The sequence below is a fragment of the Oceaniovalibus sp. ACAM 378 genome (assembly GCF_008085915.1).
In the GTDB taxonomy this organism is placed as follows: domain Bacteria; phylum Pseudomonadota; class Alphaproteobacteria; order Rhodobacterales; family Rhodobacteraceae; genus Oceaniglobus.
This window is the reverse complement of sequence record NZ_VSJK01000003.1, coordinates 113,918-132,310: the sequence shown is the minus strand read 5'-3', so window position 1 is coordinate 132,310 and position 18,393 is coordinate 113,918. Positions and strand designations below refer to the sequence as shown.

Annotated in this window: 15 protein-coding genes; 9 read left to right on the top strand and 6 right to left on the bottom strand. The window is 60.5% G+C overall.

All coding sequences use genetic code 11. The features are described from left to right. The first annotated feature begins 83 nt into the window (after positions 1-83). Both FQ320_RS04620 and FQ320_RS04615 read left to right on the top strand, forming a co-directional pair. On the top strand, positions 84-941 hold the full coding sequence (locus FQ320_RS04620; RefSeq protein WP_148470429.1) for an NAD-dependent epimerase/dehydratase family protein: 858 nt from the start codon (positions 84-86) through the stop codon (positions 939-941). After that, positions 938-1,549 carry a sugar transferase gene (locus tag FQ320_RS04615; protein ID WP_148470428.1) on the top strand — a complete coding sequence of 204 codons (612 nt, stop codon included), beginning with the start codon at positions 938-940 and terminating at the stop codon, positions 1,547-1,549. Before FQ320_RS04620 ends, FQ320_RS04615 begins: the two co-directional genes overlap by 4 nt. Here FQ320_RS04615 and FQ320_RS04610 read toward each other — a convergent pair. The 3 genes from FQ320_RS04610 to FQ320_RS04600 all read right to left on the bottom strand — a co-directional run bounded on the left by FQ320_RS04610 (position 1,536) and on the right by FQ320_RS04600 (position 6,493). Then, positions 1,536-2,270, bottom strand: a complete 735-nt coding sequence (locus tag FQ320_RS04610; RefSeq protein WP_148470427.1) for a YjbF family lipoprotein — start codon at positions 2,268-2,270, stop codon at positions 1,536-1,538. The two genes, FQ320_RS04615 and FQ320_RS04610, sit on opposite strands and share 14 nt — an antisense overlap. After that, positions 2,267-4,444, bottom strand: a complete 2,178-nt coding sequence (locus FQ320_RS04605) for a YjbH domain-containing protein (RefSeq protein ID WP_148470426.1) — start codon at positions 4,442-4,444, stop codon at positions 2,267-2,269. The genes FQ320_RS04610 and FQ320_RS04605 overlap by 4 nt, the downstream gene beginning before the upstream one ends. 153 nt (positions 4,445-4,597) lie before the next feature. Continuing rightward, the gene (locus tag FQ320_RS04600; protein ID WP_370513023.1) at positions 4,598-6,493 is read right to left on the bottom strand and encodes a polysaccharide biosynthesis protein; all 1,896 of its coding nucleotides are present in this window, start codon (positions 6,491-6,493) and stop codon (positions 4,598-4,600) included. A 671-nt stretch (positions 6,494-7,164) separates the two neighbouring features. On the opposite strand from FQ320_RS04600, the gene FQ320_RS04595 reads away from it, so the two are divergent. The 7 genes from FQ320_RS04595 (at position 7,165) to FQ320_RS04565 (ending at position 14,845) form a co-directional block, all read left to right on the top strand. Continuing rightward, positions 7,165-7,947, top strand: a complete 783-nt coding sequence (locus FQ320_RS04595; RefSeq protein WP_148470424.1) for an N-formylglutamate amidohydrolase — start codon at positions 7,165-7,167, stop codon at positions 7,945-7,947. Beyond that, on the top strand, positions 7,944-8,450 hold the full coding sequence (locus tag FQ320_RS04590) for a TRAP transporter small permease subunit (protein ID WP_148470423.1): 507 nt from the start codon (positions 7,944-7,946) through the stop codon (positions 8,448-8,450). The genes FQ320_RS04595 and FQ320_RS04590 overlap by 4 nt, the downstream gene beginning before the upstream one ends. Continuing rightward, positions 8,450-9,775, top strand: coding sequence for a TRAP transporter large permease subunit (locus tag FQ320_RS04585; RefSeq protein ID WP_148470422.1), 1,326 nt, complete (start codon positions 8,450-8,452; stop codon positions 9,773-9,775). Before FQ320_RS04590 ends, FQ320_RS04585 begins: the two co-directional genes overlap by 1 nt. A gap of 49 nt (positions 9,776-9,824) precedes the next feature. Further along, positions 9,825-10,853: a TRAP transporter substrate-binding protein gene (locus FQ320_RS04580; protein WP_148470421.1), complete on the top strand. Its 1,029-nt coding sequence runs from the start codon at positions 9,825-9,827 to the stop codon at positions 10,851-10,853. A gap of 88 nt (positions 10,854-10,941) precedes the next feature. Next, positions 10,942-12,300, top strand: a complete 1,359-nt coding sequence (locus tag FQ320_RS04575) for a glutamine synthetase family protein (RefSeq protein WP_148470420.1) — start codon at positions 10,942-10,944, stop codon at positions 12,298-12,300. A 22-nt stretch (positions 12,301-12,322) separates the two neighbouring features. Further along, positions 12,323-13,702, top strand: a complete 1,380-nt coding sequence (locus FQ320_RS04570; protein WP_148470419.1) for an aldehyde dehydrogenase family protein — start codon at positions 12,323-12,325, stop codon at positions 13,700-13,702. A gap of 3 nt (positions 13,703-13,705) precedes the next feature. Further along, entirely contained in the window at positions 13,706-14,845 is a 1,140-nt protein-coding gene (locus FQ320_RS04565; protein ID WP_148470418.1) for an iron-containing alcohol dehydrogenase, read from the top strand. A gap of 4 nt (positions 14,846-14,849) precedes the next feature. Here the strand turns inward: FQ320_RS04565 and FQ320_RS04560 are convergent, their stop codons facing one another. From FQ320_RS04560 to FQ320_RS04550, 3 genes are read right to left on the bottom strand one after another with little or no spacing between them, the layout of a single operon-like run. After that, positions 14,850-15,734 carry a carbohydrate kinase family protein gene (locus tag FQ320_RS04560; protein WP_148470417.1) on the bottom strand — a complete coding sequence of 295 codons (885 nt, stop codon included), beginning with the start codon at positions 15,732-15,734 and terminating at the stop codon, positions 14,850-14,852. Further along, a complete protein-coding gene (locus tag FQ320_RS04555; protein ID WP_148470416.1) occupies positions 15,731-16,789 on the bottom strand; it encodes an ABC transporter ATP-binding protein in 1,059 nt (352 codons plus the stop codon). Before FQ320_RS04555 ends, FQ320_RS04560 begins: the two co-directional genes overlap by 4 nt. A 4-nt stretch (positions 16,790-16,793) precedes the next feature. Then, on the bottom strand, positions 16,794-18,278 hold the full coding sequence (locus FQ320_RS04550; protein WP_148470415.1) for an argininosuccinate lyase: 1,485 nt from the start codon (positions 18,276-18,278) through the stop codon (positions 16,794-16,796). Positions 18,279-18,393: the final 115 nt, after the last annotated feature.

Below are 18,393 nucleotides of genomic sequence, written 5' to 3'. Positions count from 1 at the left end.
CCGCCTTGTTAAACAGATCCCAACGCGGGCCCGACTTAGCCATCGGTTACAGCAATACAGACGTTTCGGACAAGAACTGTCGCATGAATTCACCGGTTTTTCTGGGCTCTGGTGCCCGTGTTGCCCGATTGGTTGCCAAAAGGTGGCCAAATTTCGACACAGGTGGCGATTTTCCGCTTAGGGTGGCGCGGAGACCGGGGCGCGATTGCGATATTCTGTGGGACATGACAGCGCCGCCACCATCCCTTGAGGTCGGGCACTCGGTTGCCGTTTGCTTTGCCGGGGCGACGCCGCGCGGCGATGGCCCACTTGATACCAACACCACTCTGGCACTGGCGGCGCTGTCTGCGGCACGCCGATGGCGGCTGAAACACCTGTTCCTGTGTTCCTCTTCGGCCGTCTATGGGGATCCGGGCCCGGACACTGTGCCCGAGGTTGAACTGCCTGCACCCGGCGCCCCCTATGGCCGCGCGAAACTGGCGATGGAACAAGCGGTGCGGGCCGATATACGCGTCGGGGATCCGGGCGTCACGATCCTGCGGCTGGCCAATGTGGCCGGCGCAGGTGAACCTTTCGACAGCGCACAAAAGCGCGATCTGCCCGCCCTGCCGCTGCACCAGTTCGCCGATGGGCTTGGCCCCAGTCGCAGCTATATTTCGCCCCGGGATCTGGCGCGCGTGCTGCACCGGCTGTGTTATCTCGCAAACGAAGCGGCACGGCTGCCCTTTTTGCTGAATGTTGCCGCGCCGCAGCCGACGGCGATGGCCGATATCCTGACGGCGCTAAACCGCCGGTGGATCTGGACACAAGCGCCCGCGAATGCGATCCAATGCGTTCACTTGGACACTGCGCGTCTCGCCGCGCTTTGCCACCTGCACCCCGACTCAGGGTCTGCCGCGCGTATGGTGGCCGATCTGTCCGGGACCGAGGCCCCGACATGACACCGCAAAAACGCGCGTTCGACCTGATTCTGGTTTTGCTGATGATCCTGTGGCTGGGGCCGATCCTGCTGCTTGTACTGGCAGTCATGTTGGTGCTGGACGGGCGTCCGCTGTTCTATACTTCGGAGCGGATGAAAACACCCGACAAGGCATTTACCCTGTGGAAACTGCGCACGATGACGGTGAACCGTGGCCCCGAAACCGGCGTGTCGGGCGGTGACAAATCCGCGCGGATCAGCCGTTTCGGGCGGTTCCTGCGCAAGACCCGCGCTGACGAACTGCCGCAATTGTGGAACATCCTGCGGGGCGACATCAGTTTTGTTGGACCGCGCCCACCCCTGCGCGACTATGTCGAACGCTTTCCCGAGCTTTATGCAGAGGTGTTGAAATCGCGCCCCGGGGTGACAGGTCTCGCGACTTTGCGCTTTCACCGGCATGAGGAAAGCCTGCTGGCCCCTTGCGGTGATGCGGCCCAGACCGATGCCGTCTATGCCCGCCGCTGTGTACCGCGAAAGGCCGAAATCGATCTGATCTATCAGAGAAACCAGTCGGTCTGTTACGATCTGAAACTGATCGGTCAGACCTTTGGCAAGGTCATTCCAAAATGAACACCTGCGGCTGTGCCTCGGGGCGGGCCGAAGATGCGACACGCGCACTTGTTCCGCCTGTACGTGGAACATATTCAATCATCAGCGAGCCGATTTCAGGGCCGCCCCACTGAACCGATTTCAGCAATCCGGCGTCAGGCGCGAACCAATACCGATTTTCAAAGCTGTAGTCGTCATTGGCGCAGGTTTCGGTGATCACCCGGGCAGAGAACCCGACACCGACAACCGTCGTCTGTTCGGTTCCCAAGGTCGCCAGCTCACAAAAGAACCGCTGTAACCCAATCCGTTCATTGCCTTGCTGATAGTAATGCTCGCGCAGGACTTCGCCCTTGCCACTGTTGACGCTGGGCACTTTGGCGGACATCAGATCGTTGCCCAAACCCCGGGTCTGGATCAGTAAACCGTTGAAAACGGTCAAAGACTTGTTGTCGGCAGAGGTCCAGGTGACAGCCGCGCCCTTTTCCGACGTCAACGTCAGCGCCGCATCCAACCCGATTTTTAGCTGCGTCACCTTCAGCAACGGACGAGGATAGGCGCGCAACTGCGCATCGGTCGAACTGATCGCCTCGGCACCCAGAACATTGCTTCGGGTTACCGTATCGCTCAGGGTTGACACCGCCGCATTGCCCAGCGCCGCAAACCCGTTGGACGACGAATTGCTGCTGCAAGCTGCCAGTCCAAGAAGCCCCAGCACCGAAACTGCCATCACTTTCATGCTCATTGCCAGAACCGCCCAAAGCTGTCGTCCATCGTCGGCCTCTGATATTGGCGCACCCGTTCATAGAGTCGTCCACCGACATCCAGCTTGGCGCCGCCGTCGCGTGTCACCGGGCGGAGCGTGGTGCCCAGACGATTGGTGTTGGGCGTGCCAAGGAACCATGACACCGGGATCGAGAACCGGATTCCCTTGTCAAAAGAGCCTTCACCGAATTCCTCGGCCGATGCGCTGGTCAATGTGGTGAACGCCCCGACCCGCCAGCCATTGCGGAACTCACGATCAAGAAACAGTGTCGCGCCAACATCGCCCGCCAGATAGCGCCCGACGTCCAGTTGCGCATGAAATCCGTTTTCAAACTGATAGTAAGCCGACACATGTCCCGTCGCCACGCTGTAGTCGCGGAACCCGAACTGCAGGTCATATTCCCGCTGCTTTACATAGTTCAACTCGGCCCCGACGGCCAAGCGGCTGTTAACCGGACGCCACAGGAGTTCACCCGACACCCCCCCGAACATCCTCTCAAGATAACCGCCCGATACCCGGCCATACAGGTTTTCACCCGGCTGGAAATAATAGGTGGCGGTCAGATGTTCGAGAGCCGGATCGCCCTGCCGGTCATAGTAATATTGATCGGTACGCACGCCGGGAAGGTTCGATTTCGGAAGCCGCGTGGGATCGTCGATATTGCCGAACGCCTTTTTCGTGACCGATCCCGAAAAGATCAGGCCCGGTGTCGGCTCTACAGACGCGCTCAGACGTGCGCCCGCCTCGAACCGGAAAGGGTTGCGCGGATCGAAATAGCTTTGGCGCAGATAGGGACCGAGATTCCAGCTGAATCGCGGGAAATATTCGGTGTTCAGCGCCGATTCTGCGGGGCGCGGCCCGGCCGGGGAATAGTCGGTCAGCGCCTGTGCCTGCGCGGTGCCGTTGGGCGCATGTTCCAATGCTTCGACATCGGACCGCCGGATCGTCACCGCCGAAACCGCGACACCGTTTACCACGGGCACGACCCGGAAATTTTCGACCGAATTGGGCATGACCCCGGTCAGGCCGCGCACGACGCGACCGATAAATTGGGCCGAATTGTCGTAGCGCCCGTTGCGCACCCGCACATCCACCGTGCCAGCGGTGGCCGACAGGGATTCGACAATGATCCCCTGTGGTTCCAGACGCTCACTGAGACGACGCAACAGGTTGGCGTTGATGCCGGGGGCCAATGCCCATTCATCGCTCCAGGCCTCGGCGCTCTGACTGCGGGCGGGGCGGGCGACGACCGGCACAGGGGCCGTGCCACGGCTGCCCTTGATCGGCGGCTTATAGGGATTCAGCGACACGTTGACGTTCAGACCAACCGCCGACCCATACAGGTAATAGGCGCCGAGATTGACAGTGTCGTTGAACTTGTAGTTCAGACCGAAGTTCAGCGGCGACTTGTGCTCGACAATGCGCGACGTTGCGACGTTGATTCCGCCGGTGCGCCCGGTTTCCGCAGCATAGACATCGGATGAATATTCGGCCAACAAGGTCAGCTTGTCCGTCGCGCGCCAAGTGATCCCGGCAAACGGCGCGGCGGGGCCACGAAACCACTGGTCAAAGTTGAACTTTCCGCCGGTATCAAAGACCGTACCCGGGCGCTCGCCAAATGGCGCTCCGATGTCCTTATATGATCCAAGCCGCCCCCAACCCAGACCACCAGACAGGGTGACCCGGTCGCCAAACGTCTTGGTTGCCACGATATACTCGCCCGAGAACAGCCCGGTTCCGACGAAATCCTGCAACCCGATCTTTACTGCTGGCAGCCATGGCGTTTCGTCAAACACCCGAAGCGAGATGTCGAACGACCGGTCGTAATAGTCTGGAAACCCGGCATAGTTCAGTCCGGCGAACTTGGTATAACGAAAGCTGCCTTCGACCCGGGGCAAAACCTGAAACGTCAGGGTTGACCGGGTGATACCGCCGAAATGCGATGCGGTGACCGAAATCTGGGCATCCGGCTGGCTCAGGGCGGAGGGCATGTCGATTACGCCGGTCACGCCATAGAAGTTCAGGTTCGGCCGGTTCGCGATCTCGCGGTACAGTGAATCCTGCGATTCAACGGGATCGCCTGTGACAACAACACCAAAGGTCGCCACTGCAGCCCCGAGCAGCCAGCGTGTCGTTCCTGCCAGTTCGTTCACTGCGATAATCCCACAAATCCGACATCCATCCGGGTGCCTGTCAATAGACGCCACCCTAAGGGCAACCGCGTTAAAATTACAATTCGTTCATGGGACTGCCGTAAACCTGTTGGCGCCTGTGACCCAAAAACCAACGGCGCAAAAGCTTGGTGCTCAGGATTTTACCGATGCGACCAAGGGCTGTGACGGGCGATATCCCTCGACCCAGCGTTCGGCGACGGCCAGCGCGGCCTTGTCATTGCCCGTTGCAAGCGCCTCGCGCAGGGCACGGATGGCCGATGCGACCTCGATTTCCGACAATCGTGCCTCGCGGGCGGAAAATATCTTTTCATGGGGCGTGGTCACATGACCTTCGCCGATCAGCAGTTCTTCGTGCAGCTTTTCGCCCGGACGCAGGCCGATTTCTTCGATCTCGATATCACCATCGGGGTTCGCATCGTCACGGACGGTATATCCGGCATCTTCGATCACCTGACGGGCCATGTCCCAGATGCGGCGGGACTTGCCCATGTCGAGCACGAACACTTCGCCGCCCGAGGCGAAGGACCCCGCCATCAGGACCAGGCTCACCGCTTCCTCGATGGTCATGAAAAACCGGGTAACTTCACGATGGGTGACAGTGACCGGACCGCCATGGTCGATCTGCTCCTGAAACAGGGGAATCACCGATCCGGACGAGCCCAGAACATTGCCAAATCGCACCATGGCAAAGACTGTGCCGGGTGATCTTGCTGCAAGATCCTGCACCACAAGTTCGGCCAGACGCTTGCTGGCGCCCATCACATTGGTGGGGCGCACGGCCTTGTCCGACGAAATCAGGATGAACCGTTCGACTCCCGCCTCACGCGCTTCGCGGGCCAGCGTCCAGGTGCCCAGAACGTTGTTCGCCAGCCCGACCAGCGGGTTATTTTCGACCATCGGCACATGCTTGTATGCGGCGGCGTGAAACAACACGCGGATTGCGTGATCCTGCAAGACCCGGCGAACCAGACGCGCCTCGGTCACCGAACCCAGAACCGGAACGATTTCAGCACCCACCTCTTGTGCAAAAGGGCGCAGCGCACGCTCGGCTTCGAACAGCGCGTATTCGCTGATTTCAAACACCACCAGTTTCGACGGCTTGCACGAGATGATCTGCCGGCACAGCTCCAGCCCGATGGACCCGCCGCCGCCGCTGACCAGCACGGACTTGCCCGCCACATGGGAACAGGCAAAGTCCATCGAGCGATCAAAAGCCTTGCGCCCCAGAAAATGCGCCGGCTGAATCGGGACAAGCTTTTCCAGCAATGTGCGCTCTTCGCCGATCAACTGTGCGAAACTGGGCAGAGCCTGCACCTCAAGCCCATTGCGTTCCAGCCGTCGTGCGATCTGGGTCAGCTTTGGATGCGACAGAGAAGGCATCGCCAGCAAAACACGGTCCACACGCTTTTCGGCAACAATTTCAGCAATCTCGGTCGTTCGCCGCACCGGAAGTCCGGCGATCGACAGCCCCTGAAGCGCGGTATTGTCATCGACAAAGGCCACCGCCTCGATTGTCTTGTGGGCGGCCAAGGCGCGCGCAAGCTGGCTGCCCGTGGTTCCGGCACCATAGATCAGCACCCGGCAGCGTGGGCCTTTGCGCCGGTACATCGACATCACCAGTTCCAGCAGCACAACCCGGCTGGCGGCTGAAAACAGAAAATAGACGATGCCGAACACAATATAGCTGCCGATGGCCAATCCATCGGTTCCGATCTGGTGCAAAGCCGCCGAACAGACCGCCACCAGCGTCGACAGGATTGCGATCCGGCCCATCCCCGAAGCGTCATAAGCGTTCAGCCGAATGTCCGGAATTTTCAGAAAAGACGAAATCGCCGCCGTCAGCGCCATCAGAATCAACAGAACAAGACCGTTCTTGCCAAATAGATCCGCGACGACAAGACGGTCATGCTGCACTGCAAAGGTGAACAGATAGGCCAGCAGGACCATCACCAGATCGACCCCAAGCAAGACGGCCCGCTTTCGGCTGCGCGATAGGGAAATAAGGAAGTTATTCAGTCTTTTCATCATGGTGTCCAAAATTGACGCCTGCACAGGGATACCACGGAAAGTGGTCGTTCAATCGACCACAGTAGCCTTGTTCCGAGTTAGATGCTTAAAACGCGGGCAGATATTTACAACGGCGAATAGACCAATGTATATCCCTGCCGCTTTTATCCGCACAAGACGATTCTTCTTCGTCTGCGAAATGCCGCTTAAGCCTCTGAAAGCACCCCGATCCATTGGGGTGGAAGCCACCGGCGGGACGCCGGGGGGATGGCTTGGAAAATCGTGAAAATGCGGGCCCACGACGGGGGTTGCGGGGTCTGCCGCTAAGCACCCGGAGGCATTACAGAAATGGCGCAGGGCAGATTATCAGCGTTGCCGCGTAGCCGCCGGTGCCCACCCGCCCGCGCACATTGTTTCTGGCCTCGACGTCGGCTTACGCCGCGAACATCGTTATGCTCCATGTCGAAACCCAGAGGGCCGAGAGGCGCAAAGATTTTGCCCTGACCGGCAAAATGTTGAAAAAATGCAGACATCGAACCTAAAACGCGATCATTTGGCGTCGGATTGTCCGTTTGTGGAAAATGATTGCATCTTCGCCGTCGTACCGCAGCCCCCCAATTCGAAGTCACAGTTGCCCGAATTCTGAAAAAACATTGACAGGGGAAACCCTTTCGGAATGCAGTGCTCACAGGATGACGAATTCAGACCCCCCCCTGCTGACCACCGCTGACGGCCCGCCGGTCGAAGTGCTGTGCCCGTCCGGCCAAGGCCCGGTGCTGTTGGTCTGTGAACATGCCGCCAACAGGTTTCCGGCTGGATTGCGCACTCTTGGTCTGTTGCCCGAGGCGCAGTTGTCCCACGCAGCCTGGGATCCCGGGGCGTCCGATCTGGCGTGTGCCCTGTCCGCCCGACTGAACGCGCCGCTTGTCGCCGCACGGTTTTCGCGGCTTGTTTACGATTGCAACCGTCCGCCCGAAGCGCCCGGTGCAATGCCCACACAAAGCGAACGCTTTGCCATTCCCGGTAACGCCGCGCTGAACACGGCCGACCGCGCCGCGCGTACGGCTGGAATCTACCACCCATTTCATAGCGCCCTTGCAGATCAGTTGGCCACGATGAACCGCCCCGCGCTGGTCACCATCCACAGTTTTACGCCGGTGTTTCACGGTCAACGACGCGACACCGAACTGGGCCTGCTGTTCACCGACCGTGACGACCGGCTGGCGCGCGCCATGCTGTCCTGCCCCGGCCTGCCGCCCAACACGGCACCCAACGCGCCCTATGGCCCCGGCGACGGTGTGTTCCACACGCTTGAAATACACGCCCTGCCCCACGGCCTGCTGAACGTCATGATCGAGGTCAGGAACGACCTTCTGACCACGCCTGAAACCGTCGCGCATATGGCGGATACGCTGGAGCGGATGTTGACCTTCGGCCTGTCACGGTTCGAGCGGTTGCAGGCACAACCCTCATGACCGCCGCCCGCCGGTTTATCACCGTGGTCGATGCAGTAAACCGGCGGGTCGGACGGATCACGATGTACGGCATATTCGTCATGATCGGCATCCTGCTGTGGTCTTCGGTAAGCAAGGTATTCTTTCTACCCGCGTTGTGGACTTTGGAGTCCGCACAATTTGCCATGGTCGCCTATTACATCCTCGGCGGGGCCTATGCGATTCAACTGGGCAGCAACGTGCGGATGGATCTGTTGTACGGAGCCTGGTCGCCACGGCGGCGCGCGCTGGTCGATGCCTTTACGATCTTCTGCCTGATCTTCTATCTGGTTGTCCTTTTGTACGGCGGAATCGGCAGTTTCATCTATTCGTTGCAGTATGGGGGCGAGCGTTCGCCAACCGCCTGGCGTCCCTACCTCTGGCCGATCAAGGGGATCATGGTCACCGGGCTGATCCTGATGCTGCTTCAAGCGCTGTCAGAGTTCACCAAAGATATCTTGCGGCTGCGCGGAGAAGACATCTGATGAGCTATGAATACATTGCCATCCTGATGTTCTCGACCATGATGTTGCTGTTGTTGACCGGCCAGCGGGTGTTCGGTGCCATCGGCGCGGTGGCGGCGATTTCGGCGGTGGCGCTGTATGGTACGGGCGGCGTCGACATCCCGTTTACCGCAGCGATGAAACTGATGAAGTGGTATCCGTTGCTGACCCTGCCGATGTTCATTTTCATGGGCTATGTCCTGTCGGAATCGCGTATTGCCGACGATCTGTACCGCATGTTTCACGTCTGGATGGGGCCGGTGCAAGGCGGGCTGGCCATCGGGACAATCCTGTTGATGGTGCTGATTTCTGCGATGAACGGGCTGTCGGTGGCGGGCATGGCCATCGGCGCCACCATCGCCCTGCCCGAGTTGCTGAAACGCGGATACGATAAACGCATGGTCACCGGGGTGATTCAGGCGGGATCGTCGCTGGGCATTCTTGTGCCGCCTTCGGTTGTGCTGGTGCTTTATGCGATGATCGCGCGTCAGCCGGTGGGCCAGTTGTGGTTGGCGGGCGTGTTGCCCGGACTTTTGATGGCCGGGCTGTTCATCGCCTATATCGTCATCCGCTGCCGGTTAAACCCGGCGCTTGGCCCGGTCATTCCGGCCGAGGAACTGGCCGCGATCACCCGCGCCGAAAAGCGCCGCATGCTGCTGGCCGGACTCTTGCCGCTGGTCATCTTTGCCACGATGATGGTGCCCTTCGTCAATGGCTGGACATCTTTGGTAGAGAGCAGTGCAATCGGCGCCATGACCGCTTTTGTCGCCGCCGTTCTGAAGGGCCGCATGACGCGCGAAGTGTTCGAGAATTCGGTTCGGAACACGCTGGGCATTTCCTGCATGTTCATGTGGATCATTCTGGCCGCGCTGGGCTTTGGCGCGGTGTTCGACGGGCTGGGTGCGGTGCGGGCCATTGAAAACCTGTTCACCGAACAGATGGGGCTGGACCCCTGGACGATCCTGATCCTGATGCAGCTGTCGTTCATCCTGATGGGTACTTTTCTTGACGACACTGCGATGCTGGTGATCGTCGCGCCGCTGTACATACCATTGGTGCGTGCGCTGGGGTTCGATCTGATATGGTATGGCATCCTTTATACGATCACGACGCAGATCGCCTATATGACGCCGCCGTTCGGATATAACCTGTTCCTGATGCGGGCGATGGCGCCGGACGAAGTGTCGCTTGGCGATATCTATCGCTCCATCGTGCCCTTCGTGGCCGTGATGGTCCTGGCGCTGGCGATCATCATGGCGTTTCCGCAGATCGCCCTGTGGTTACCCGGCTATGTCTATGGAATTTAACGACTAAGACTCCCGCCAAAGGGGGCATTTCTCAACAAGGAGAGTTCACATGACCACCAGACGTAAGTTCATTACCGCCGCCGCCGCCGCTCCGGCCGCGTTGGCGACTCCGGCGCTTGCACAGTCCAAGATCAAATGGCGGATGCAAACCTATGCCGGCCCTGCCCTGGCCGAACATGTCATCGATCCGGCGATCAAAAGCTTCAACGCCATCGCCGGTGACCAGATGGAGATCGAACTGTTTTATGCCGATCAGCTGGTTCCGACCGGCGAATTGTTCCGAGCCATGCAGCGGGGCACCATCGACGCGGTACAATCTGACGACGACTCCATGGCGTCCCCCACCGAAGTCACTGTTTTCGGCGGTTATTTCCCCTTCGCCTCCCGCTATAGCCTCGATGTGCCGGTCCTGTTCAACCAGTACGGCTTGAACGCGATCTGGGACGAGGAATATTCCAAAGTCGGCGTCAAACACGTCAGCGCGGGTGCCTGGGATCCCTGCCATTTTGCCACCAAAGATCCGATCCGCAGCCTTGAAGATCTGAAGGGCAAGCGCGTCTTCACCTTCCCCACGGCCGGACGTTTCATGGCGCAGTTTGGCGTCGTTCCCGTGTCGCTTCCGTGGGAGGATATCGAGGTCGCCGTGCAGACCGGCGAGCTGGACGGTATCGCATGGTCTGGCATCACCGAGGATTATACGGTCGGCTGGGCGGATGTGACGAACTATTTCCTGACCAACAACATCTCGGGCGCATGGGCGGGATCGTTCTTTGCCAATATGGACCGCTGGAACGAACTTCCGCCGCACCTGCAAGAGTTGTTCCGCGTCTGCTGTGACCAGTCGCATTATTACCGTCAGTGGTGGTACTGGGGGGGCGAGGCGTCTTTGCGGGTTGACGGTTCCAAGATGGAACTGACCAGCATTCCCGACGCTGAATGGCAAACGGTCGAAGATGCGGCACTGGTGTTCTGGGATGAAATCGCCGCCGAATCCGAGACCAAGGCAAGAGTTATCGAGATCTTCAAGAAGTACAATTCCGACATGAAGAAGGCCGGACGCCCCTATCGTTATGGCTGAACCATCACTATTCATGCAATCTGTCTGATATCGGGGCGCGCGGCACAATGTCGTGCGCCTCTCCCTCTCTGCCCAAAGGATCACTGCAATGCCTGCCATGACACTCGACACCCTGCGAGACGCCGCTGCATCCGGCGCGGTCGATACGGTGCTGGTCTGTTTCATCGACATGCAGGGGCGGCTGACCGGCAAGCGGTTCCATGTGGGCAATTTCCTGTCCTCCGGGTACGAGGAAACCCATTGCTGCAATTACCTGCTCGCCACAGATCTGGAGATGACAACTCCCGATGGCTACAAGGCGACCAGTTGGCGCCACGGATACGGCGATTATGTCATGAAGCCCGACCTGACAACGCTGCGCCCGATGCCGTGGCTCGACGGTACGGTGATGGTGCTTTGCGATGTTCTGGACCATACCACCCACGCTCCCGTCGCCCATTCCCCCCGCGCCGTGCTGCAACGCCAGATTGCGCGCCTTGCTGATCTTGGATTTTCGCCAATGATGGCGACCGAGCTGGAATTCTTTTTGTTCGCAGACAGTTACGACGATATCCGCCGCAACAAGTTCCGCGATCTGCAGCCGATCTCGGGCTATAACGAAGATTACAGCATTCAGCAGACGACGCGGGAAGAAGCGGTGATGCGCCCGATCCGCAACCACCTGTTTGCCGCCGGAGTGCCGATCGAGAATTCAAAGGGCGAGGCCGAGACCGGGCAGGAAGAACTGAACATCCGCTATGCCGATGCCATGTCCTGTTGCGACCATCATACGATTGCGAAACAGGCGATCAAGGACATCGCTTGGGCTAAGGGCCACGCCGCGACCTTCCTGCCGAAATGGCACCGTGACAAGGTTGGGTCGGCGGCGCATGTCCATCAAAGCCTGTGGGAGGACGGCGCGAATGTCTTCCATGATCCCGACGCCGATATGGGAATGTCTGACACCATGCGCGCCTATATGGCGGGGTTGATCGCCCATGCGCCTGATTACACGGTGTTTCTTGCGCCCTATGTCAACAGCTACAAACGCTTTGTCGCGGGCACCTTTGCGCCGACAAAAACTGCATGGAGCGTCGACAATCGCACCGCCGGATTCCGTCTTGTGGGGGCCAACACCAAAGGGATCAGGGTCGAATGCCGGATCCCCGGATCGGACATTAACCCCTATCTTGCCTGCGCCGCCCAGATTGCGGCGGGGATTGCCGGGATCGAACAGGGTATGAAGCTGGATCCACCCGTTGGCGGCGATATCTATGCCGCAGAGGTGCCGGAAATTCCGCGCAACCTGCGGGATGCCGCCGAAACGCTGCGTGATTCTGCCATGTTGCGCGCTGCTATGGGCGATGATGTGGTTGAACATTACGTTCGATGCGCAGAAGTGGAGCAAGAAGATTTCGAGCGCGCCGTGACCGACTATGAAATTGCCCGCGGCTTTGAACGTGCCTGAAAAATCCTGAAAGGACGCCCCAATGCCCAGCGTGATACGCTGCATTTCTCCCGTTGACGGTTCGGTCTATGCCGAACGTCCGGCGCTGAGTTTCAACGAGGCGGCGGTGGTCGTCACCCGGGCGCGAACCGCGCAACGGGACTGGGCCGCACGCCCGGTCGCCGAGCGCGTGGCGCTGGTGATGGCCGGTGTCGCTGCCGTGGGCGCGATGAACGACGAGATCGTTCCCGAACTGGCATGGCAGATGGGCCGCCCGGTCAGATACGGCGGTGAATTCGGCGGGTTCGAAGAGCGCGCGAAATATATGGCATCGATCGCCGAGCGCGAGCTGGCTCCGATCGTCATCGAGGCTTCACCCTACTTCGAACGCCGGATCGACCGCTTGCCCCATGGGGTTGTTCTGGTCGTGGCACCCTGGAATTACCCCTACATGACCGCGATCAACACCGTTGCCCCGGCACTGATAGCCGGCAATGCGGTGCTGTTGAAACATGCCAGCCAGACGCTGCTGGTCGGCGAACGGATGGCGCGCGCCTTTGCCTCGGCAGGTGTGCCCGAAGACGTATTCCAGAACATATTTCTTGATCACACGACCACGGCGGGCCTAATTTCGAGCAGCGCCTTTGGATTCGTGAACTTCACCGGCTCGGTTGCGGGCGGGCGCGCCATGGAACAGGCGGCGGCGGGAACCTTCACCTCGGTCTCGACCGAACTGGGCGGAAAAGACCCGGCTTATGTCATGGAAGACGCCGATGTGGCGGCGGCGGCAGAAACTCTGATCGACGGAGCGATGTTCAATTCCGGACAATGCTGTTGCGGAATTGAACGGATTTATGTGCACGAACGGCACTTTTCCGACTTTGTTGATCGCGCAGTTGGCTTGGCCGAAGCCTATCGTCTGGGCAATCCGCTGGACCCGGAAACCACGCTGGGGCCCATGGCCCACGCCCGTTTCGCGAAAGAAGTCCGCGCCCAGGTGGCCGAGGCCGTGGCCGATGGCGCGACCCCGCTGATCGATGCCAAAAAGTTTTCCGACGATGGCGGCGCCTATCTGGCGCCCCAGATCCTGACCGGCGTGACCCATGACATGCGGATCATGACGGACGAAACCTTTGGCCCCGCCGTTGGCATCATGAAAGTGTCGTCCGACGATGAGGCGATCGCGCTGATGAACGACAGTGCCTATGGGCTGACGGCATCCTTGTGGACCGCCGACCGCCAGCGTGCCAATTCTGTCGGTGCTCGGATCGAGACGGGAACGGTGTTCGCCAACCGCTGCGATTATCTTGACCCGGCGCTGTGCTGGACCGGGTGCAAGGACACCGGACGCGGCACCGGCCTGTCGCAACTGGCCTTCGGGGCGCTGACCCGGCCAAAATCCTATCATTTGAAAAAGGGCTGAGACATGCGTGCCAACTGGTCATACCCCACCGCAATTCGCTTCGGTGCCGGGCGAATATCTGAAATCGCCGACGCCTGCCGCGCCGCCGGGATTTCGCGCCCGCTACTGGTCACGGACCGCGGATTGGCCGGCATGGAGATCACGCGCAAGACATTGAAGCTGCTGGCAGAGGCCGGGCTTGGCGATGCGATGTTTTCAGACGTCGACCCAAATCCGAACGAACGCAATGTCGCCGATGGACTGCGCGTTTACCGCGACGGCGGGCATGACGGCGTGGTGGCGTTCGGCGGCGGATCGGGGTTGGATCTGGGCAAGGTGCTGGCCTTCATGGCCGGTCAGAGCCGCCCCCTGTGGGATTTCGAGGATATCGACGACTGGTGGACAAGGGCCGATGCGGACGCGATCCATCCCATCGTCGCCGTCCCGACAACCGCCGGGACCGGCAGCGAAGTGGGCCGCGCCTCGGTCATCACCAACAGCGAAACCGCCGAGAAAAAGATCATCTTTCATCCCAAGTTCATGCCGACTGTGGTGATCTGCGATCCCGAACTGACCGTCGGCATGCCTGCGGCGATCACTGCGGGCACCGGCATGGACGCCTTCGCCCATTGCCTTGAGGCCTATTGCTCGCCCCATTATCACCCCATGTCCCAAGGCATCGCGCTGGAAGGATTGCGGCTGGTGAAAGAAAATCTGCCGCTTGTTTTTGCCACGCCCGGCGACCTGACGGCGCGGGCAAACATGATGTCGGCGGCGATGATGGGTGCGGTGGCGTTTCAAAAGGGGTTGGGGGCGATCCACGCGATCAGCCATCCGGTTGGCGCGATATATCACACTCACCACGGCACGACGAACGCGGTGGTGATGCAACCGGTGCTCCGTTTCAACCGCCCGATGGTCGAAGAGCGTCTTGCGGCGGCGGCGGCATACCTTGGCATCCCGGGCGGGTTCGACGGGTTCTATGAGTTTGTCGGCGAGTTGAATGCGACCCTTGGAATTCCCGCCAACCTGACGGCTCTGGGCGTGACCGATCCGGATATCGACCGGTTGCTTTCCGGCGCCTTGAAGGACCCAAGCTGCGGCGGAAATCCGGTTGAGATGACGTCAGAGAATACGCGCATCCTGCTCGAGAGCTGTTTCTGAACGCTTAACGTAACGCGGCGGCGCGTTGCGGTTCGGGCGGGGCGCAGGTGAACCCTCCGCTTTGCTGGACCGCAACCGCACCGCGCGCATTGCCTGCTGCAAGACACCGGTCCAGCGGCAGATCCGACAACCAGGCATCCAGAAATCCGCTGTTGAACGCATCGCCCGCGCCCGTGGTGTCAATCACCGGCATGGGCACAGTCGGCATATCGACACTGGCGTGTTCGGTGACCGCGCGGGCCCCCGCAGCGCCACGTTTGATCACCGTCAGGGGCGCCAGCAAACCCGTCAGACCAAGGTGCGACAGTTGCGCCACCTCTTCCTCGTTCGGCATGAACACATCCACGGCAGAGATCAGCGCGCCCACATCCGCCGTTGTCCGATCGTCCCACGAACAATCCAGCGAGATGCTCACCCCCGCCCCGCGTGCCAGATCCAGCAACCAGGGACATTCGATCAATGTGGCCAGCTCGCCGATGTGCAGGTGGCCAATCCCTGCCAGATCGCTTCGGTGCAGCCGGGGAACCGCCGCACCGACACGACGTGTCAGGAATGCACGGTCGCCGTCGCCGTTCATCGCAACGGTGATCTGTGGCTCATCGCTCTCTGACGGGCGGCACAGGGCGGCAACGATACCCACCGCCTCCACGTCGGCCCGCAAACACTCGGCGAAGGGCGGCGCGGGCCAATAGGCGGCCAGATAGGCGGGTCGGCCAAGCTGTGCCAGATGCGCCGCAGTGATCACCGCGCCGCCCCCCGCATGCAGGCTGACGCCTTTGGCATAGGTTTCGCGCCCCAGTTGCGGCATGGCAGGCAGCCCGGTGAACACCAGATCGCAATAAAGCCTCCCAACACAGAGCACGCCGTCAGGGCTGGGCACCGCAGTCATCGGATCGTCACGCCAGTCGTGGCGTCAAACAAGTGCAGCGCGCCCGGATCCGCATGGAGCGTCACGGTAGAGCCGACCGCCGGCGGTGTGCGGCCATCCGCCTTGGCGATCACCTCGCCCCCTGCCTGCGCACCCGCATCAACATAGATCAGCGTTTCATTGCCCAGCGGCTCCTGCACGGTGACGCGGCCCGTCAGGATCGGCACGCCGCCAGTCAGCACCAGATCGTCAGGCCGCACCCCCACGTTCAGCACGCCATCGGGGGCGCGGGCCAGATCCAGCGGTGCACCGCCTGCAATGCTGATCGCGCCGTCCTTTGCAGTTGCGGGCAGCATGTTCATGCTGGGCGCACCGATAAACCGGGCGACAAAAGCATTGGCGGGCGAATGATAGACCTCGGCCGGGGTGCCAACCTGCTGAATATGACCGTCTTTCATGATGACGATCCTGTCGGCCATGGTCATCGCCTCGACCTGATCGTGGGTGACAAAGACGATGGTATTGCCGACCCTCTGGTGCAGTTTCTTGATCTCCAGCCGCATCTGGGTGCGCAACTGCGCGTCAAGATTGGACAGCGGCTCGTCAAACAGAAACACCGCCGGATCGCGCACCATGGCCCGCCCGATGGCAACACGCTGGCGCTGTCCGCCTGACAACTGGCTCGGCTTGCGCTCCAGCAGGTCGGTCATATCAAGGATCGCCGCGACCTCTTCAAGCCGCGCGGACTTTTCCAGTTTGGTCATCTTGGCGGTGCGAAGGCCGAACCCGATGTTCTTTCGCACCGTCATATGCGGATAAATCGCATAGTTCTGGAACACCATGGCGATGTCGCGATCCTTCGGCTCGAGATTGTTCACCACACGACCGCCGATTTCAATGGTGCCTTGCGTGACCTCTTCCAACCCGGCAATCATCCGCAAAGTGGTGGATTTACCGCAGCCCGATGGCCCGACAAAGACCACGAACTCTCCGTCCGCGACCTCAAGGTCGATGCCGTGCAAGACTTCGGTCTTGTCATAGCGTTTGACAAGGTTCCTGAGGGCTAGGGTGGCCAAGAGATCAATCCTCTAACAAGGCGGCAAAGGCGGATGAAAGATCGCGGGCGGCATCTGCCCGGCGCCTGTCGCGCTGCGCAGCGGCCGACAAAAGAGTATCGTGCGCCTGCCCATAGGTCTCGAATGCATGTTCGAGCGCGGCGGGTGCCGGGCCGCCGGGGCGGTCGCGGCGGGCAACAAAACTTTCGGGCGCGACGGCGGTGCGGAACTGGCCCTCCGCGATCTGCGGCGCGCGTCCTTCCCCGCTTTGGAACGCGGCCGCAAAGGCGGTGTATCCTTCGCTGAGTGGCTGGCGGTCAGAAATCACCGCGCGCGCCGTTTTCGCCGCAACCTCGTGCGCTTGGCGAAAACTCAGCCCCTCATCACGCACCAGCGTATCGGCCAATTCGGTGATCGTGATACAGGCCGCATCGGTGTTGGCGCGCACCCGGTCGGCATTGATCGAACAGGCCGGAACAAAGCGGGTCAGCAAAGCGAGAACCCGATTGCCCGAGTCGAATGCGGCATAACCGGCCTGCTGCACCTCGCCCTCGGAATCGTTCATATCGGTAAAGGGTGTGTTGTGCATTGTGTTCACCACCATGTCGCATCTGCCCACCGTGACGCTGGACAGATGGCGCAGGTGTTCAATCGGCACCGGATTGCGTTTCTGCGGCATGATTGAACTGATCTGCACCAGACTGTTGGGGACATAAAGCTGCCCGACCTCAAACGCGCTCCAGAACGCGAAATCCTGAACCAACCGGCCCAGATGCAGGAACACCAGCTTGATCGCGGAATACAGCCCGGTGATGTAATCGACCGAGGCAATACAGCCGTAAGAATTCAGCAGCGGCTCGCGAAACCCCAGCAGTTCGGCCATACGCGCCCGGTCCACCGGGAAACCGCTGGTCGTGATCGCCGCCGCGCCCATGGGGCAGAGTTCAACGGTTTTCAGTGCCTGCTCCAACCGTTCGCCGTCGCGCTGCATCACTTCGATCATCGCAGACAGATAATGGCCAAAGGTCGAAGGCTGCGCCGGCTGCCCATGGGTATAGGCCACGATCAGGGTATCGCGTTCGCGCCGGGCCGTCGTCAGCAGCGCGTCGATCAACCCGCACAGCCCCGCCAACAGCGCGTTGCCCTTGTCCATCAAAGCCAGTTTGAACAGCGTGTGATCCATGTCGTTGCGCGACCGCGCTGTGTGCAACGCGCCGCCGGGGTCGCCAAGGCGGTGTTTCAACTCCGCTTCGATCAGGAAAAAGTAATCCTCATGCTCACCGGTATAGTTAAGAGCGGCGAGATCGATCTCGGCCTCGATGGCGGCCAGAGTGCGCGCAATCGCACGGCAGTGCTCCGGCGACAGAATGCCGACCTCGCCAAGCATCACCAGATGGGCGCGGTTGATCTGTCCCATATGGCGCGCATGGTGCATCTTGACGCCCTCGAACAGCGGCGCAAGCACCGTGTCGCGATAGACCGGATCGGGAAAGGTGGACGTGTCGGTCATCGTCTCAAACACCCCACCGGTTGCGCCTGCGGCTAGTTTCCGAGTGAGTATTTATGCAAAGAAGAAACACAGGCTTCTTCTTTGTCCAAATACTCATACTCCGACCGCTCCACGC

What these genes read in the sequence shown, in the direction of transcription:
- FQ320_RS04620 (WP_148470429.1), top strand. Translation starts at nt 84, where the DNA reads ATGAATTCACCGGTTTTTCTGGGCTCTGGTGCCCGTGTTGCCCGATTG.
- FQ320_RS04615 (WP_148470428.1), top strand. Translation starts at nt 938, where the DNA reads ATGACACCGCAAAAACGCGCGTTCGACCTGATTCTGGTTTTGCTGATG.
- FQ320_RS04610 (WP_148470427.1), bottom strand. Translation starts at nt 2,270, where the DNA reads ATGAGCATGAAAGTGATGGCAGTTTCGGTGCTGGGGCTTCTTGGACTG.
- FQ320_RS04600 (WP_370513023.1), bottom strand. Translation starts at nt 6,493, where the DNA reads ATGATGAAAAGACTGAATAACTTCCTTATTTCCCTATCGCGCAGCCGA.
- FQ320_RS04595 (WP_148470424.1), top strand. Translation starts at nt 7,165, where the DNA reads ATGACGAATTCAGACCCCCCCCTGCTGACCACCGCTGACGGCCCGCCG.
- FQ320_RS04590 (WP_148470423.1), top strand. Translation starts at nt 7,944, where the DNA reads ATGACCGCCGCCCGCCGGTTTATCACCGTGGTCGATGCAGTAAACCGG.
- FQ320_RS04585 (WP_148470422.1), top strand. Translation starts at nt 8,450, where the DNA reads ATGAGCTATGAATACATTGCCATCCTGATGTTCTCGACCATGATGTTG.
- FQ320_RS04580 (WP_148470421.1), top strand. Translation starts at nt 9,825, where the DNA reads ATGACCACCAGACGTAAGTTCATTACCGCCGCCGCCGCCGCTCCGGCC.
- FQ320_RS04575 (WP_148470420.1), top strand. Translation starts at nt 10,942, where the DNA reads ATGCCTGCCATGACACTCGACACCCTGCGAGACGCCGCTGCATCCGGC.
- FQ320_RS04570 (WP_148470419.1), top strand. Translation starts at nt 12,323, where the DNA reads ATGCCCAGCGTGATACGCTGCATTTCTCCCGTTGACGGTTCGGTCTAT.
- FQ320_RS04565 (WP_148470418.1), top strand. Translation starts at nt 13,706, where the DNA reads ATGCGTGCCAACTGGTCATACCCCACCGCAATTCGCTTCGGTGCCGGG.
- FQ320_RS04560 (WP_148470417.1), bottom strand. Translation starts at nt 15,734, where the DNA reads ATGACTGCGGTGCCCAGCCCTGACGGCGTGCTCTGTGTTGGGAGGCTT.
- FQ320_RS04550 (WP_148470415.1), bottom strand. Translation starts at nt 18,278, where the DNA reads ATGACCGACACGTCCACCTTTCCCGATCCGGTCTATCGCGACACGGTG.